Source organism: Corallococcus sp. AB018 (assembly GCF_003986945.1).
GTDB lineage: Bacteria > Myxococcota > Myxococcia > Myxococcales > Myxococcaceae > Corallococcus > Corallococcus exiguus.
This window is the reverse complement of sequence record NZ_RAWR01000104.1, coordinates 18820-34010: the sequence shown is the minus strand read 5'-3', so window position 1 is coordinate 34010 and position 15191 is coordinate 18820. Positions and strand designations below refer to the sequence as shown.

Here is a 15191-nt window from a genome sequence, read left to right as displayed (position 1 = left end):
GGGCCTCGCCGGTGGACACCTCGGCGTAGCCCTCGCGGACCTTCTCCGCGACCTTCTTGTTGTACTCGCGCAGGGCGGCTTCCTCGTCCGGGAAGGCCTTCTCCTTGCGCTGCCCCGCGGTGCCGATGCGGCCGTAGGTGACGATGAAGTTGGCGCCCTGGACCTCGGGCATCCAGAACTTGGAGCTGTTGCCGTCGACGAATTCGAACCTGCGCATGGACGCGGAGGTTACTCCACCTTCGTGGCCAGGGAGCGCAATCCCTCGTCCCGCGACACGCTGCCCGTGTAGCCCAGCTCCAGCCGGGCCTTCTCGTCGCTCACGGTCACCTCCTGGCCCACGAGCAGCAGCTCCGTGCGGGACAGGGGCGGAGTGCTCTTGAGGCCCAGGATGTCCCAGACGAAGTCGCTGACCACGGCCACCGTCGCGGCCAGCGCGGTGGGCATGGCCTTGTAGCCAGGCTCCACGCCCTGCGTCTTCAGGAGCGCGGTGACGAAGGCGCGGAACTCCACGGGCGGGCCGTCGGTGAGGAAGTACGCCTGACCGCCCTGCCCCTTCTCCGCGGCCAGCAACATGCCCTCCACCACGTTGGCCACGTGGCAGGTGGACGTCAGGTAGTGCCCGCCGCCAATCCAGCGGAAGCGCCCGGACTTCACCGCGGCGACCAGCGCGGGCAGCACGGTGGTGTCCCCTGGTCCCCAGACCATGCGGGGCCGCACGGCGACGGTGGTGAACTCCGGCGAGTTGACCTGGAGCACGAGCCGTTCAGCCTGGCCCTTGGTGGACGGGTACGGGCCCACGGGGCGCTCGGGCAGCGGGTGCGTTTCGTGGAGGTTCACCATGGGGCCGCCGTCCACGAGCACGGCCTCCGTGCTCACGTGCACGAAGCGCTTCACGCCGGCCGCGCGCGCCGCCTCCAGCACGGCCTCCGTGCCGCGCACGTTGGTTTCATAGAAGGCCGCGCGAGGGCCGGACATCTTCACGTGCGCGGCGGCGTGGAAGACGGTGTCGCAGCCCTCCATGCCCAGGCGCAGGCGCTCCGGGTCGGTGAGGTCGCCCTCCCACGGCTCGCCGCCCGCGGCCTGGATGTCCTGCGCGGCCTCTGGCGAACGGGCCAGCGCACGCGCCGGTTCGCCGCGCTTCGCGAGCGCCGCGAGCAGGTGCTTCCCGACGAACCCCGAGCCACCGGTGACGAACGCGCGCACGTGTGAAGCCTCCTCCGACCGAAGACGCCGCTCCTACCACTCCCCGCGCGGGCCGGGTAGCCCGCGCCTGTCCGTCAGAACATGTCGCGCAGCGAGGGGGCGGGGCCCGCGAACAGGGCGCTGGCGGTGTCGAGCGACGCGTCGTCCCCGGTCAGCATGCCGGCGAGTTGGAGCGCTCGGGGCGAGAGGAAGCCGGTGTAGAGCGGCGCCAGGGCGCGCACGTGCAGCTTGAGGCGGCCCTCGCCGCCGGACCGGACGCGGGCGGTGCCTCCCTCCACCTCCAGCACGAAGCGCCCCGTGTTCTCCGGGAGGAGGTCGTCCTCCACGTCCAGATGGAGCGCGCCAGACAGGCCGGGAGCGAAGCCGCGTGCCTCCAGGGCGCGGGGAACATCCAGCAGGCGCGTCATCCAGTGCATGGAGAGCTTCACCTGGTAGGTCTGTTCGCGCAGCAGCGCGAGGAGCGGCTCGTCCGCGCCGCCGAACCACATCACGTCCCGCGCCAGCGAGCGGTGGTCGCCCAGGAAGCGCAGGAGCCGTCGCGCGGCGGCGGGCGTGGTGGCGGTGAAGTCCGTGAGCTTGAGGACCTGCGTGGGCACGGCGCCTTGTGGCGAGAGGCCCCGCACGAGGTACACGTAGCCCTCCACGCCGGACGTGCCCTCCACGACGTAGCCGTAGGCGGTGTCGTTGCGGGGCGTGCGCACGCGCCGCCAGATGTAGTCGCCCCGGTCCAACCAGCCGTGGTGCTGGGAGGCGAAGCGCCGGTAGCACGCCTCCACCGCCGCGGCGTCGGACGGGCGCATGGGGCGCAGGGACAGCGAGCGCTCCCCCAGCTCCAGCGAGGCCGCTTCGACGTGGATTTCGTAGCGCGCGCCGGAGACCTCGTAGCCCACGCGCCGGTAGAGCGGTTGGGTCGCGGGGTAGAGGACGGAGAGGGGAGCGCCTTCGTCACGCATCTCGCGCAGGAAGTGATGGAAGAGGCGCGTGGCGGCGCCGGCGCCCCGGTGCGCGGGAGCGACGCCCACGCCGCCCACGCCGATGAGGGGCACCGAGCGGCCACCCAGGAACTGGCCCATGCGGATGAGGGTGAGCGTGGCGGCCACTTCGCCGTTCACGCGCAGGATGCGCAGCGAGGACTCGGAGAAGTTCTTGCGCACCACGGTGTCGGAGTCCGCGAGCGGCATGGCGAACGCCTGCGCGGTGATGTCCGCGATGGCGGCCAGTTCCTGCTCATCCTTCGGCGCTCCGTAGTCGTCCGTCTCCATCCCGCATCCCCTTGCTGGCGTCAGGCGGCGCAGCATGGCGCAGCGGATGGAGCGCGGGAAGGCCGGGCGGATCCGCTGTCACTTCGTGGGCTTCGGGGCTGGCGGCAGGCGTCCGTACTTCCGCAGGGACTTCACGAGCCGGTCCGAGGGCAGGCCGTGGACGCGGACGTTCTGGAATCCGGTCATCGTGTCGGAGGCGAGCATCGAGTTGAGGATGGCCTCCTGGGTGGCCTGCACGGTGGCTTCGAAGAGGGGGGACATCCGCTCGTTGTCGAGCATGGAGACCGGAGCGACCTCCGTGGCGCTCACGGGCTGGGTGGAGAACGCGAGGAAGATGTCGCCGGAGAAGTTCTCCCCCAGGCCGCCCATCTTCCCAATCGCGAGAGGCACGCGCCGGGCCACGCGGTCGAGCTGGTGCGGAAGGAGCGGCGCGTCGGTGGCCACCACGATGATGATGGAGCCCATGCCTTCCGGAGGCGGCGGGCCGGCGCTGGCTCGCTTCGAGCAAGGCGGCAGGTTGGCGCGGTAGGGGCCTTTGGGAGGAGTGTCTCCGAAGTAGCAGGAGCGCAGGTCGGGAATCTCTTCGCCCACGGGAGCGCCCGCGACGGAGAAGAGGCGACGGCTGCCGTAGTTGCACTGCACGAGCACGCCGAGGGTGTAGCCGCCCTGCTCTGCCGGGAGCTTGCGGGAGGCCGTGCCGATACCGCCCTTGAAGCCATGGCAGATCATGCCCGTGCCGCCGCCCACGGAGCCCTCCTCGACAGGCCCCGGGCGCGCGGCGTCAAGCGCTTGCATGGCGTGCAGGGGCCGGACGTGAAAGCCATCGATGTCGTGCAGGAAGCCGTCCCAGGTCTCCGCGACCACGGGCAGGCCCAGCTCCCAGGTGAGGTCGCGCTTCTGGGCCCAGGCGATGACGCCCTCGTGCACGGCGCCCACGGCGTGGGTGTCGCTGATCATCACGGGGCCGGAGAGCAGGCCGGACTCCTTCACCCAATGGGTGCCGGTCATCTCACCGCTGCCGTTGAGGTCATAGGTCGCGGCGAAGACGGGTTGGGCCACGGCCTCGCGGCCCCGGGGCAGCACGGCGGTGACGCCAGTCCGGACCTGTGCGCCGGTGTTCAGCGTGACGTGGCCCACTTCAACGCCCTTCACGTCGGTGATGGCATTGAGCGCACCGGGATGTCCGCCAAAGGGAATGCCCAGGTCACTGGACCGCGGGCGGGCGGTGCTTGTGATTGGCAGGAGGCACAGCAGGCCCAGGAGGACGGCGGGACGAAGTTCCATGGGCAAGGGTTCTACACTTCGACGAACTGTCCTCCCACGATGCCGGTCTGTTCCAGAGCGGACTTGAGTTCTCCATCGACGATGAGCGCGGGCCGCCATCCCCACAGACGAAACACCCGTTCGTCAGCGACTCTTGTCTTGTCGATACGTAACCCAGCGATGGCCAGATACTGGCCCACCTTCTCGGGTTGCCCGTTCTCTGGCTTCCAGAGTTGGACCTCTTCACTCGCCACTTCATCAACGCAGCGGACCGTACGCGTTGCGACCAAGAGGAAATAGGGCTCGGTTTGGCCCTCGACCTGCACGGGGAAAAGCTGCACGTCGTTGGGGGCCAGCGCGCGAAAAACTTCTGCGGTCCGAGTACTGAGAACGGGCGTGACCCCTACGCCCGCGGACGTGAAGTCCAGGGGCTTCCCAGGACGGGATAGCGGAATACGCAGTGGGCCTGGGTCGGGAATGGAAGTCCCGCGCGTGAATACCCAAGGGTTATCCAGTGGCTGACCGTCGAGGTGAGTCGGTGTCTTGAAGTACCACCGCCCCGGTACGTACACATCAACATCCAGGTCGAAGAACCGTCGCTCCATTGCGTCTGCACCTCACGGATCCGACAAGACCACCTGGTTCTACACTTCGACGAACTGTCCGCCCACGATGCCGGTCTGCTCCAGGGCGTCCTTGAGTTGTCCATCCAGGATGATGGGCAACAGATAGCCCCAGGGTCGGAAGACGGCGGCATTGCCCACCTTCGAGGTGTCAATGCGCAAGCCGGAAACGACATGGTACTCCCCTACCTTGTCGGGACGTCCATCCTCGGGCGTCCAGAGCCGAGCCTCTTCACAGGCGGCATCGTCGATGCAGCGGATCACGCGCATCACATTGAGCAGGTAGAAGGGCTCGGTCCGGCCCTGGACTTCCACCGGGAAGAGCTGCACGTCATTCGGGGCCAACTCGCGGAACACGGATGCGATGCGCCCACTGACAATGGGCGTCCCAGCCACCGTCGTCTTGTCGAAGTCCAACGACCGCCCGGGCCGAGACAGTGGCACACGAAGCGGTCCGGGGTCCGTGACGGTCTTCCCGGACACGAACGCCCAGATGTCTGGAACCGGTTTCCCATCCAGGTCAGTGGGCTCCCGCAGATACCAGCGGCCCGGGGCATCAATGTCGAAGTCGAGCTCGAAGAAGTGTCGCGGCATGATGACTCACCCCTGGGGATTCTTCGTGATGAGCTTCCGCAGCTTGGTCCCAGCAGTCACGAGCTCTTTCGCGATCTTCGCCAATTCGTCAACCAATGCGGCACGGCACTGCCCGGCGTCCTGGCATCCCTGCATTGCACGCCGGAGCCGGCGCAGAACCTCTGCGTGGTACTCGCGGGGATGCGGTCCCCGATGCCCCTGGATGCGCACCTGATTCGCGGCGTCGGAGAGTTTCATTCCAGCGGTCTGGAAGAGGTCTTCGAAGACGGGTGTCCAGGGGCCACCTGACTGCTCCGACACCTCGTTCTTATCCGTGCAGATGTGATGAACATCTCCCTCCGGGTCCCCCTGAATCCCTCCGCCACCGGGCCCCATGGCCACGGCAGCCACGGCGGTGGGCGCCAATGTGACGTTGAGCACTCCCGCCGACGACACAGAGATGGACCGCACCTCACCGGCCAGTGCGCGAGATAGCAGGAACCCACCCTCCACCTCCGCCCTCAGCGCTGCCTGAGGGAAGCCCGGCATCCGAGGCGCCTGCGCGGCCATCGCGTTCCTGCCACCGAGCGCCGTCATCGCGACGATGACCAACACCCGGGCCCCGTTGTCCCCAAGCACGCGCCCGAAGCGATGCCCCGCCTCCTTCAGAGCAGCCTCGTCCCGGGCGTCCCGCGACTCGTCCATGAGCCGCAAGAAGGCCTGCCCCATGTTCCACACAGGCCCCGTGCCCAGATACGCGATGAGCGAAGCCGTCAGAACCACCGCGACCAGCTTGGTGACAGGCTCCGGTGCGACCAGCATCACCATCGCGGTGCCAATCATCGCCGTGACCATGGTCCGCAGCGCGGCGGGATTCATCAGGTCCTCCACCGCGTCCGCCACCCCTTCCCAAACCGTATCGAGCGCGAAGGAGAGCGCCATGCTCCTCCGCTCCATCGGGTCCAGGGGAAAGTCATCGCTCAAGCGGAGCACGTGCCGACCTTGAGCGCCCGCGACGATGCCTCCCGCCGACGCGAGCAGGGAGCGTCGGCCGTCCTCCCGGACCGCGACATCCAGCTTCAGCTCAAGCACGAGCTGCGTGACCGCGTCCCTGAACGCATCCTCGTCAATGCGCACCGGCTTCGTTTCCACCGGCGAATAGGCGATGGGCCTGCCCCGCCCCGTGTCGAGGTTCACCACGCGCGTCGTCGCGCAGCCTGCCGTCAGACACAGCAGCACGGCCATTGCCCAGAGCTTCATGTGCCCTCCACGGCTCACGGATCCGACGAGACCACCCGCTCCGGCTCCAGCACTTCCCGCGTCCGAGCCCCACGCTCGATGTAGCCCGCGCCGCCTCGCAGTTCCCGGCCGTCCTCCAACACGGCGACGAGGCTGTACGACGACTCACCTCGGACGGGATAGGTCAGGGCCACGGTGTCCCCCTTGCCCATGGCCCGGTAGAGGACCTGGCCGTGGTCGTGCTCCAGACGCACCTCGCGCACGTCCTGGCCGGTGCGGTTCTCCACGCGCACTTCAATCCCCGCTCGCGTGGGCCCCGTGTCGTGCAACCACAGCGCGACCCCGGCGATGACCGTCAGGACCGAACCCAGCACCACTCCTCCCAGCATCCACAGGATCCGCATGGCACGCCCTCCTCTGTGATTGCCGTGCAGGCAACCGACGCCGCCGTTCTAACAGGTGCGTCCGCCCGCCCGGTGCTAAGCCCTGACTTCAGGAGGAAGCACGCCCATGCGGAAACTGACCTATTACGTCGCCACCTCGCTCGATGGCTTCATCGCCTCGCCCACCGGCGCGTACGACTTCTTCAGCACGGAGCAGGAGTACTTCGACGCCATCGCCGCCGAGTACCCGGAGACGCTCCCCGCCGCCTATCGCGCCTTCAAGGGCATCACCGGCCCAGGCAAGCACTTCGACACCGTGCTGGAGGGCCGCAACACCTATCAGGTCGGCCTGGACGCGGGCGTCACCAACGCGTACCCACACCTGGAACACCACGTCTTCTCCCGCACCCTCACCAAGAGCCCCGACCCCGGCGTCAACCTCTCCCGCACGCCGCTCGCCACCGTGCGCGAGCTGAAGGCCCGCGACGGACTGGGCATCTGGCTGTGCGGCGGCGGCGCCCTTGCGGCCGAGCTGCTTTCCGAAATCGATGCGTTCATCATCAAGGTCAACCCCGTCCTCGTCGGCCAGGGCATCCGCCTCGTTGAAGCAGGCTTCGCGCCCCACCGCATGAAGCTCACAGGCACGCGCACGCTCGACTGCGGCGTCGTCTTCCTGAGCTACGACCACCTCAAGCCCTAGCCGGGCCGGCCGCGCATCACGCCGGCCCCAGGCCCGCGTATTGGACCCGGGGCCAATGCGGCCCCCGGGAAACGACGGGTTCTCCACGCAGGGTGTGCGCTTCCGCTTCGCTCGGAAGCACGGTCTGCCAGCAGGGTTGGGTGGTGGATGGATCCGCCCCGTCGTTCCTCACCGAAGCCCCCCACCGTGCGTTACGCTGGACCGTCTATGCGAAGTCCCCTGGACGACAGCCAGCCTCCCTCGTCCGCCAGCGGTGGCGACATCGCCTACGCGACCCCTCACGCGTCTCGCGACATGGGCGCGCAGCTGCGCCTGTTCATCGACAGCGTGAAGGACTACGCCATCCTGACGCTGGACCTGGCGGGCAACATCATGAGCTGGAACACCGGCGCCGAACGCATCAAGGGCTACCAGGCCGAGGAGATCCTCGGCCAGCACTTCAGCCACTTCTACACACCCGAGGACATCGCCCGGGGCAAGCCCCAGCAGGACCTGGAGGTCGTCAACCGCGAGGGCCGCTTCGAAGAGGAGGGCTGGCGCGTCCGCAAGGACCACAGCCTCTTCTGGGCCAACGTCGTCATCACCGCGATGCGCGACGCCCAAGGCCAGCTCGTGGGCTACGGCAAGGTGACCCGCGACTTCACCGAGCGCAAGCTCGCCCAGGAGCACCTGCTGCAGAGCGAGGAGCGCTTCCGCCTGCTCGTCGAGCACATCCAGGACTACGCCATCTACATGCTCGACCCGGATGGCCGCGTCTCCACCTGGAACGCGGGCGCCGAGCGCTTCAAGCAGTACAAGGCCGAGGAGATCATCGGCCAGCACTTCAGCCGCTTCTTCCCCCCGGAGGACGTGGCCCGGGGCAAGCCCTGGCACGCCCTCCAGGTGGCCGCCCACGAGGGCCACTTCGAGGAGGAGGCATGGCGCGTCCGCAAGGACGGCAGCCTCTTCTGGGCCAGCGTCGTCATCACCGCGCTGCGCGACCCGAACGGCAAGCTCCAGGGCTTCGCCAAGGTGACGCGCGACATCACCCAGCGTAAGCAGACCCAGGAGCGGCGCGAGCTGGAGCTCTTGCGCGACGCCGTGCGCGCCCGCGATGAGTTCCTCTCCGTCGCCTCGCACGAGCTGAAGACGCCGCTCACCCCGCTCCAGCTCAAGCTCACGGCCCTGCTGCGCACCGTGGAGAACCACCCTTCCGCCACCCTGCCCGTGGAGCGCATCGCCCGCGACCTGGAGGTGGCCCGCCGCCAGGTGCGCAAGCTGTCGGACCTCATCGAGGACCTGCTGGACGTGTCTCGCATCAGCATGGGCCAGCTGCGGTTGGACCGGGCCCCCATGGACCTGACCTCGCTCGCGCGGGAGGTGGTGACCCGCTACGCGCCCCAGTCCGCGCAGGTCGGCTGCACCGTCACGCTGGAGGCCGCCGCGCCCATCGAGGGGAACTGGGACCGGGCCCGGATGGATCAGGTCATCACCAACCTGCTCACCAACGCGCTCAAGTACGGCGCGGGCAAGCCCGTCCACATCCGGGTCCGCATGGACGCCGGGCTGGCCGTGCTGAGCGTGAAGGATGAGGGCATCGGCATCCCGCTCTCGGACCAGCCGCGCGTCTTCGAGCGCTTCGTGCGCGCCGTCTCCGAGCGCAACTACGGCGGGCTGGGGCTGGGCCTCTTCATCACCCAGCAGATCATCGAAGCCCACGGCGGCGTCGTGCAGGTGCGCAGCATCCTCGGCGAGGGCTCGACCTTCACCGTGATGCTACCTCCGGGCCCGGACGTCACCCCGGAGCCTGGCGCTCCTCCCGAGCCGTGAGGATGTAGCGGTAGGGCACCACGCGCGTCAGCTCGTGCAGCGTGGTGACCCCGGCCGCCACCTTCGCCAGCGCGTCCTCCACCAGCGTGCGGAAGCCCCGCGCCCGGGCGTGCCGGCGCAGCTGGACGCCCGGCGCCCCGGTGGCGATGAGCAGCTGCAGCTCCGGGTCCACCACCAGCAGCTCGAAGAGGCCCACGCGCCCCTTGAAGCCGGTGTGGCGGCACGCCTCGCAGCCCTGCCCCGCCCGAGGCTGCACGCCATCCAGGAGCGGCCCCAGCAGCGCCAGCTGATCCGCCGTCGGCGTGGTGGGGGCGGCGCACTCCGGACAGATGCGCCGCACCAGCCGTTGCGCCAGCACCGCGAGCAGCGCCTCCGCGATGTCCCCGTCCTCCAGCTTCAACCCGCGCAGCCGGCTCACCGCGCCAATGGCATCCGCCGTGTGCAGCGTGCCCAGCACCACGTGCCCCGTGGACGCCGCCATCAACGCGGTGCTGCCCGTCTCCAGGTCTCGAATCTCGCCCACCAGCATCACGTTGGGGTCCTGCCGCAGGAGCGCGCGCAACAGCGTCAGGTGCGGCATCTGCGGCGACACCTGCTTCTGGTTCACCTTGGGGACCACGTATTCAATCGGGTCCTCCGCGGTGATGATCTTCTTGCGTCCATCGTTGAGCCGCGCCAGCGCCGCGTACAACGTCGTCGTCTTCCCGCTGCCCGTGGGGCCCGTCACCAGCACCAGCCCCTCCGGGTTGCCGAGCAGCCGCAGCACCGTGGCCTGCAACTCCGGAGTCATCCCCAACTTCTCCACCGGCACCAGGCCCACCGTGGCGTCGAGCAGGCGGATGACCACGTCCTCGCCCGCGGGTGAGGGCACCACGCTCACGCGGAAGTCCACGAACTTCCGCCCGGCCGCGCCTTCGTAGAGCGCCCGCAGGCGGCCGTCCTGGGGCCTCCGCTTCTCCGAGATGTCCAGCCCCGCCATCACCTTGATGCGGCTCACCACCTCCGGCAGCGAGTCCGGGGAGATGTCCGTGTACGTCTGGTGGAGGATGCCGTCGACGCGATAGCGCAGGTCCACGTCGTCCGTGTAGCTCTCCAGGTGGATGTCGGACGCGTTCTGCGTCACCGCCACCGCGAGCACGTGGTTCACCAACTCCACCGCCGTGGGCCGCTGGGACAGCTCCGTGCCCGCCTTCAGCACCACGTCCACCGACGCGTGTTCGCCCGCGCCGAAGCCCGCCTCCAATGCGGAATCGATTTCGTAGCGGTTGAGCCGCACCGGGCGCACCGGCCGGCGCAGGAAGTCCGCGATGCGGCAGCGCACGGACTCATCCTCCGGGTCCAGCATCGCCACCGTCACGGCTTCCGTGTCGTGGGCCGCGTCCACCTTGCCCATCACCGCGACGCCCAGGCGGCGGCAGAAGGACTCGGGGAGCAGGCGCAGCGATGCACGGTCCAGCGTGAACTGGGGCAGTTCGGAGAACGGGGGCACGTCCGGGGGAGCCATGGCCTGCCGGCTTATCACGGCCCCCCTCGCGGCCTTCCGGGGCTGCTATCCTCCCCGGCATGTCGCGGCCCCCCGCGGACCCTCCCGCCATGCCGTCGCTGTTGGTGTTCGCCGTGGCGGTGCTGCTGTTCGGCTCGCCGCTGCGCCGGCTGTGGCTGGCTGAAGGGGCTCCCGCTTCGCTTCCCTTCGTCGTGTGGCTGGGCGTCATCGCCCTGGGCGGGTGGGTGGCGCACCGGAGCCTGCGCCCATGACGCTGGGGCTGGGCCCGCTCGTCATCGCCTCCATGGCCTACCTGGGCGTGCTGTTCCTGGTGGCCTACGCGGCGGAGAAGGGCCGCATCTCCCAGCGCATCACCCAGCACCCGCTGACGTACGCGCTGGCCCTGGGCGTGTACGCCACGTCCTGGTCCTACTTCGGCAGCGTGGGCTACGCGGCCCGCCATGGCTTCCGCTACCTGGGCATCTACCTGGGCCTCACGCTCGCGTGCCTGCTCGCCCCCGTGCTGTGGCGTCCGCTGCTGCGGCTGACGCGCGAGTTGCAGCTCACCTCGCTCGCGGACCTGCTCGCCTTCCGCTACCCCGGCCAGGTGACGGGCACGGCGGTGACGTTGTTCGCGCTGGCCGGCAGCATGCCCTACCTGGCGCTCCAGATTCGCGCCGTCGTGGAGTCCGCGCGCCTCTTGAGCCCCGCCGCTTCCCCCGCGCTGGTGGGCCCCGGCTTCTGCGGCGTGCTCATCGTCTTCGCGCTCCTCTTCGGCGCCCGCCACCCCGCCCCGCGCGAGCGGCATGAAGGCCTGATGCTGGCCATCGCCTTCGAGTCGGGCGTGAAGCTGCTGGCGCTGCTCATCGTCGCGGGCTGGTGCGTGGTGTCCGTCTTCGGCGGAGTGGGAGGGCTCAACGACTGGCTCACCCGCCACCCTGAGGCGGTGGAAGCCCTCCAGCGGCCCGCTCGCGACGCGTCCTGGGCGCCGCTGCTGGTGCTCTCCACCATCGCCGCGTTCCTCACGCCCCGGCAGTACCACGTGGCCTTCACGGAAGCGCCCGAGCGCGACGGCATGGCCACCGTCGCGTGGGCCTACCCGCTCTTGATGCTGCTCATCAACGTGGCGGTGCCCGTGCTGCTGTGGTCCGGGGAGGCGCTGGGTCTGCCCTGGCCCGCGGACTTCCACGTCCTCTCCGTGCCCATCACGAAGGGCGCCCCGCTGATGGCGCTCATCGCCTTCCTGGGCGGCGTGTCCGCGGCGAGCGCCATGGTCATCGTCACCACGCTCGCGCTCGCCCCCATGTGCCTGACGCACCTGGTGCTGCCGCTGAGCACCACGCGCGGACGTGACGACCTCTACGGGTGGTTGTTGTGGGCCCGGCGCGTGCTCATCGCCGCCGTCATCCTGGCGGGGTACGGCTTCTACCGGCTGCTGAACGCGCGAGCGACGGGGCTGGTGGACCTGGGACTCGTGTCCTTCGTGGCCACCGCGCAGTTCGCGCCGGGCGTGCTGGGGCTCCTGATGTGGCCCAAGGCCACGCGCGCGGGGCTGCTCGCGGGGCTCCTGGCGGGCGGGGCGACGTGGGCCCTCACGCTGCTGGCCCCGCTGTGGGAGCCGCCGTCACTGGTGGCGTGGACCAATCAGATCTCCGTGACCCTGGGCTTCAGCGCGGACGAACCCTGGGGCTTCGCCACCTTCACCTCGCTGGCCCTCAACTCCCTGTGCTTCGTGGCGGTGTCGCTCGTCACGCGCCAGTCCGTGGAGGAGAAGGAGGCTGCGCGGGTGTGCGCGCGCGAGGCGCCGGGGCTCGCGGAGGGCAGCGTGGTGGCCAGCTCCCCTGACGAGTTCCGCCGGCAGCTGGAGCCCGTGCTGGGCGCGCAGGTGGCCGCGGCGGAGGTGGACCGCGCGCGCGAGGCGCTGCAGCTGTCCCCCGACGAGCGCCGGCCCGCGGAGCTGCGCCGCCTGCGCGACGGCGTGGAGCGCAACCTCTCCGGCCTCATCGGTCCGGTGCTGGCGCGGCTCGCGGTGGGCGAAGCGCTGCGGCTGGACCCCGGCACGCGCACGGCCCTGGCGGATCAACTGCGCTTCGTGGAGGAGCGGCTGCGTGACGCACGCGACATGCGCGGCCCGTTGCGCGAGCTGGAGGTCGTGCGCCGCTACCTCTACCGCATCCTGGAGGACCTGCCCCTGGGTGTCTGCGCCATGGGCCCCGACGGAGAGGTCGTCATCTGGAACGCCGCGCTGGAGGCGCTGTCGGGCGTGCCCATGGACTCCGCGCGCGGACAGCCGCTCGCGCGCCTGCCGGAGCCCTGGGGCCCCTTGTTCGCGGAGCTCGCTCGGGCGCCCTGCGGCGACGACGAGGTGCGCGTGATGGTGAAAGGCAAGCAGCGCTCGCTGCGCCTGCACCGCTCGCGGCTCGCGCCTTCGGACGACACCAGCGGTGGGGAGACGGGCATCACGTTCCTGGTGGAGGACTGGACGGAGCGCAAGGCGGTGGACGCGCGGCTCGCGCACCAGGACCGGCTCGCGTCGCTGGGCCGGGTGGCCGCGGGCGTGGCGCATGAGATTGGCAACCCGCTCACCGCCATCGCCAGCATCAGCCAGAACCTCAAATACGAATTGGAGGATCCAGAGGCCGTGCGCGAGCGCGTGGGGCTCATCCTCCAGCAGTGCCGCCGCATCGACACCATCGTCCGGGCGCTGGTGGGCTTCGGCCACTCGGGCACGGTCGGTGGCGAGTCCCGGCCCTTCACGCGCGTGGCGGTAGGCCCGCTGCTCGCGGAGGCCGCTCAGCTGGCCCGGCTGTCGCGCAAGGCGCGCGACGTGGAGTGCACGCACCAGAGCCCGGACGGACTGGACGTGCGCGGCGACGCGCAGCGGCTGGAGCAGGTGCTGGTGAACCTCTTGACCAACGCCATCGACGCGTCGCCCGCGGGCTCGCGCGTGGACCTGTTGGCGGAAGCTTCGGGAGACCAGGTGCGCATCCAGGTGGAGGACCGGGGGCACGGCGTCGCCCCGGAGCTGTCGCAACGCATCTTCGAGCCGTTCTTCACCACCAAGCAGCCCGGCGAAGGCACCGGCCTGGGCCTCACGCTGGTGGAAGGCATCGTGCGGGAGCACGGCGGCACGCTGCGCATCGAGGCCCGCCAGGACGGCGGCACCCGCGTGACGCTCAGCCTGCCCCGCGCGGACGCACTGAAGCAGGAGGCCTCCGCTTGAGCCGCATCCTGGTCATCGAGGACGAACCCATCATCCGCACGGAGCTGCGAAGGCTGCTCACCCGCGCGGGCCACGACGTGGCGGAAGCCGGCGCCGTACCGGAGGCCGCCGCCGAGCACACGCTGGACGCCTTCGACCTGGTCATCTCCGACCTGCGCCTGCCCGGGCCGCCGGGCACGGACATCATCGCGCTGTGTCCGGGCGTGCCGGTGCTCATCATGACCAGCTTCGCCACGGTGAAGTCCGCCGTGGACGCGATGAAGCTGGGCGCGGTGGACTACATCGCGAAGCCCTTCGACCACGACGAACTGCTGCTCCAGGTGGAGCGCGTGCTGCGCGAGGGCCGACTCACCCGCCAGAACGCCGCCCTCAAGCGCGAGGTGGAGCAGACCTGGTCCCCCGGAGGCATGGTGGGCAACTCCCCCGCCATGCGCGACGTGTTCGAGCGCGTGCGCAAGGTGGCCCCCTCCGCCGCCACCGTGCTGGTGCTGGGCGAGTCCGGCACCGGCAAGGAGTTGGTGGCCCGCGCCGTCCACGCGCAGAGCCCACGCGCGGAGGGGCCGCTCATCGCGGTCAACTGCGCCGCCATTCCCGAAGGCCTGCTGGAGAGCGAGCTGTTCGGCCACGAGAAGGGCGCCTTCACCGGCGCGCAGGCCGCGCACGCGGGACTTGTAGAGGCCGCGCACGGCGGCACGCTCTTCCTGGATGAGATTGGGGAGCTGCCCGCGCCCGCGCAGGCGCGCCTGTTGCGCATGCTCCAGGACGGCGAGGTGCGACGGGTGGGCGCCACTCGCTCGCGCAAGGTGGACGTGCGCATCCTCGCGGCCACGCACCGCGACCTGCCCCGCCGTGTGCAGGAGGGGCTGTTCCGCCAGGACCTCTACTTCCGCCTGCGCGTCGTCGAAATCCGCCTGCCACCCCTGCGCGAGCGCGGCGAGGACGTGCCCGCGCTGGCGAAACACCTGCTGGAGCGGGCCAGCCGACGCATCGGGCGCCCGCCCGCGTCCCTGTCCCCGGACGCGTTGGCGGCCATCGCGCAGCATCCGTGGCCGGGCAACGTGCGCGAGTTGGAGAACGCCATCGAGCGCGCGGTCATCCTCGCGGATGGGCCGCTCCTCACCGCCGACCTGCTGGCGCTGGAGCCACCGGGCGGGCCGGGAGCGGACAGCAGCCCGCCCGCGCTGGAGGAGACGGACTTCCCGCTCGTCCCGGCCAGCGAGGATCCGCGCTCGCCGGACTCCATGGAGGAGTACTTCCGCCGCTTCGTGCTGGAGCACCAGGAGCGCATGGGCGAGACGGAGCTCGCTCGCCGGCTGGGCATCAGCCGCAAGACGCTCTGGGAGAAGCGTCAGCGGCTGGGCATCCCGCGCACCCGCGCCTGAGGCGTTACCCGGGTGTTACGACGCGCTGCACGAATCGTTACGGGGGGT

14 protein-coding genes are annotated in these 15191 nt (G+C 70.1%); 5 read left to right on the top strand and 9 right to left on the bottom strand.

What is annotated here, in order from left to right; all coding sequences use genetic code 11:
- The 8 genes from D7Y11_RS22410 to D7Y11_RS22375 form a co-directional block, all read right to left on the bottom strand.
- A partial coding sequence (locus tag D7Y11_RS22410; protein ID WP_126934727.1) for a WGR domain-containing protein occupies positions 1-217 on the bottom strand: 217 nt, incomplete at its 3' end.
- 11 nt (positions 218-228) lie between these two features.
- Entirely contained in the window at positions 229-1203 is a 975-nt protein-coding gene (locus tag D7Y11_RS22405) for an NAD(P)-dependent oxidoreductase (protein ID WP_126934726.1), read from the bottom strand.
- Between the two features lie 74 nt (positions 1204-1277).
- Positions 1278-2465 (bottom strand): enhanced intracellular survival protein Eis, encoded by a 1188-nt coding sequence (gene eis, locus D7Y11_RS22400; protein WP_126934725.1) that lies wholly within the window; start codon positions 2463-2465, stop codon positions 1278-1280.
- 78 nt (positions 2466-2543) lie between these two features.
- The gene (locus tag D7Y11_RS22395) at positions 2544-3749 is read right to left on the bottom strand and encodes a P1 family peptidase (RefSeq protein WP_120577513.1); all 1206 of its coding nucleotides are present in this window, start codon (positions 3747-3749) and stop codon (positions 2544-2546) included.
- An 11-nt stretch (positions 3750-3760) separates the two neighbouring features.
- A complete protein-coding gene (locus D7Y11_RS22390) occupies positions 3761-4333 on the bottom strand; it encodes a DUF1629 domain-containing protein (RefSeq protein ID WP_120577514.1) in 573 nt (190 codons plus the stop codon).
- Positions 4334-4372: 39 nt separating this feature from the next.
- On the bottom strand, positions 4373-4945 hold the full coding sequence (locus D7Y11_RS22385) for a DUF1629 domain-containing protein (RefSeq protein ID WP_120577515.1): 573 nt from the start codon (positions 4943-4945) through the stop codon (positions 4373-4375).
- Positions 4946-4951: 6 nt separating this feature from the next.
- Positions 4952-6184: an AHH domain-containing protein gene (locus tag D7Y11_RS22380; protein ID WP_126934724.1), complete on the bottom strand. Its 1233-nt coding sequence runs from the start codon at positions 6182-6184 to the stop codon at positions 4952-4954.
- A gap of 14 nt (positions 6185-6198) precedes the next feature.
- A complete protein-coding gene (locus D7Y11_RS22375; RefSeq protein ID WP_126934723.1) occupies positions 6199-6567 on the bottom strand; it encodes a hypothetical protein in 369 nt (122 codons plus the stop codon).
- A gap of 106 nt (positions 6568-6673) precedes the next feature.
- Between D7Y11_RS22375 and D7Y11_RS22370 the strand changes: the two genes are divergently transcribed.
- Together D7Y11_RS22370 and D7Y11_RS22365 are read left to right on the top strand one after the other, a co-directional pair.
- The gene (locus D7Y11_RS22370) at positions 6674-7246 is read left to right on the top strand and encodes a dihydrofolate reductase family protein (protein ID WP_126934722.1); all 573 of its coding nucleotides are present in this window, start codon (positions 6674-6676) and stop codon (positions 7244-7246) included.
- Between the two features lie 207 nt (positions 7247-7453).
- Positions 7454-9055: a PAS domain-containing sensor histidine kinase gene (locus tag D7Y11_RS22365; protein WP_126934721.1), complete on the top strand. Its 1602-nt coding sequence runs from the start codon at positions 7454-7456 to the stop codon at positions 9053-9055.
- Here the strand turns inward: D7Y11_RS22365 and D7Y11_RS22360 are convergent.
- Complete coding sequence (locus D7Y11_RS22360; protein WP_126934720.1) at positions 9021-10559, bottom strand: GspE/PulE family protein; 1539 nt, start codon at positions 10557-10559, stop codon at positions 9021-9023. The genes D7Y11_RS22365 and D7Y11_RS22360 overlap by 35 nt on opposite strands.
- Positions 10560-10618: 59 nt before the next feature.
- Here D7Y11_RS22360 and D7Y11_RS22355 point away from each other — a divergent pair, with 59 nt between their 5' ends.
- From D7Y11_RS22355 to D7Y11_RS22345, 3 genes are read left to right on the top strand one after another with little or no spacing between them, the layout of a single operon-like run.
- On the top strand, positions 10619-10810 hold the full coding sequence (locus tag D7Y11_RS22355) for a hypothetical protein (protein WP_043322057.1): 192 nt from the start codon (positions 10619-10621) through the stop codon (positions 10808-10810).
- Positions 10807-13761 (top strand): ATP-binding protein, encoded by a 2955-nt coding sequence (locus D7Y11_RS22350; RefSeq protein ID WP_126934719.1) that lies wholly within the window; start codon positions 10807-10809, stop codon positions 13759-13761. The genes D7Y11_RS22355 and D7Y11_RS22350 overlap by 4 nt, the downstream gene beginning before the upstream one ends.
- Complete coding sequence (locus D7Y11_RS22345; protein ID WP_126934718.1) at positions 13758-15143, top strand: sigma-54 dependent transcriptional regulator; 1386 nt, start codon at positions 13758-13760, stop codon at positions 15141-15143. Before D7Y11_RS22350 ends, D7Y11_RS22345 begins: the two co-directional genes overlap by 4 nt.
- Positions 15144-15191 lie beyond the last annotated feature (48 nt).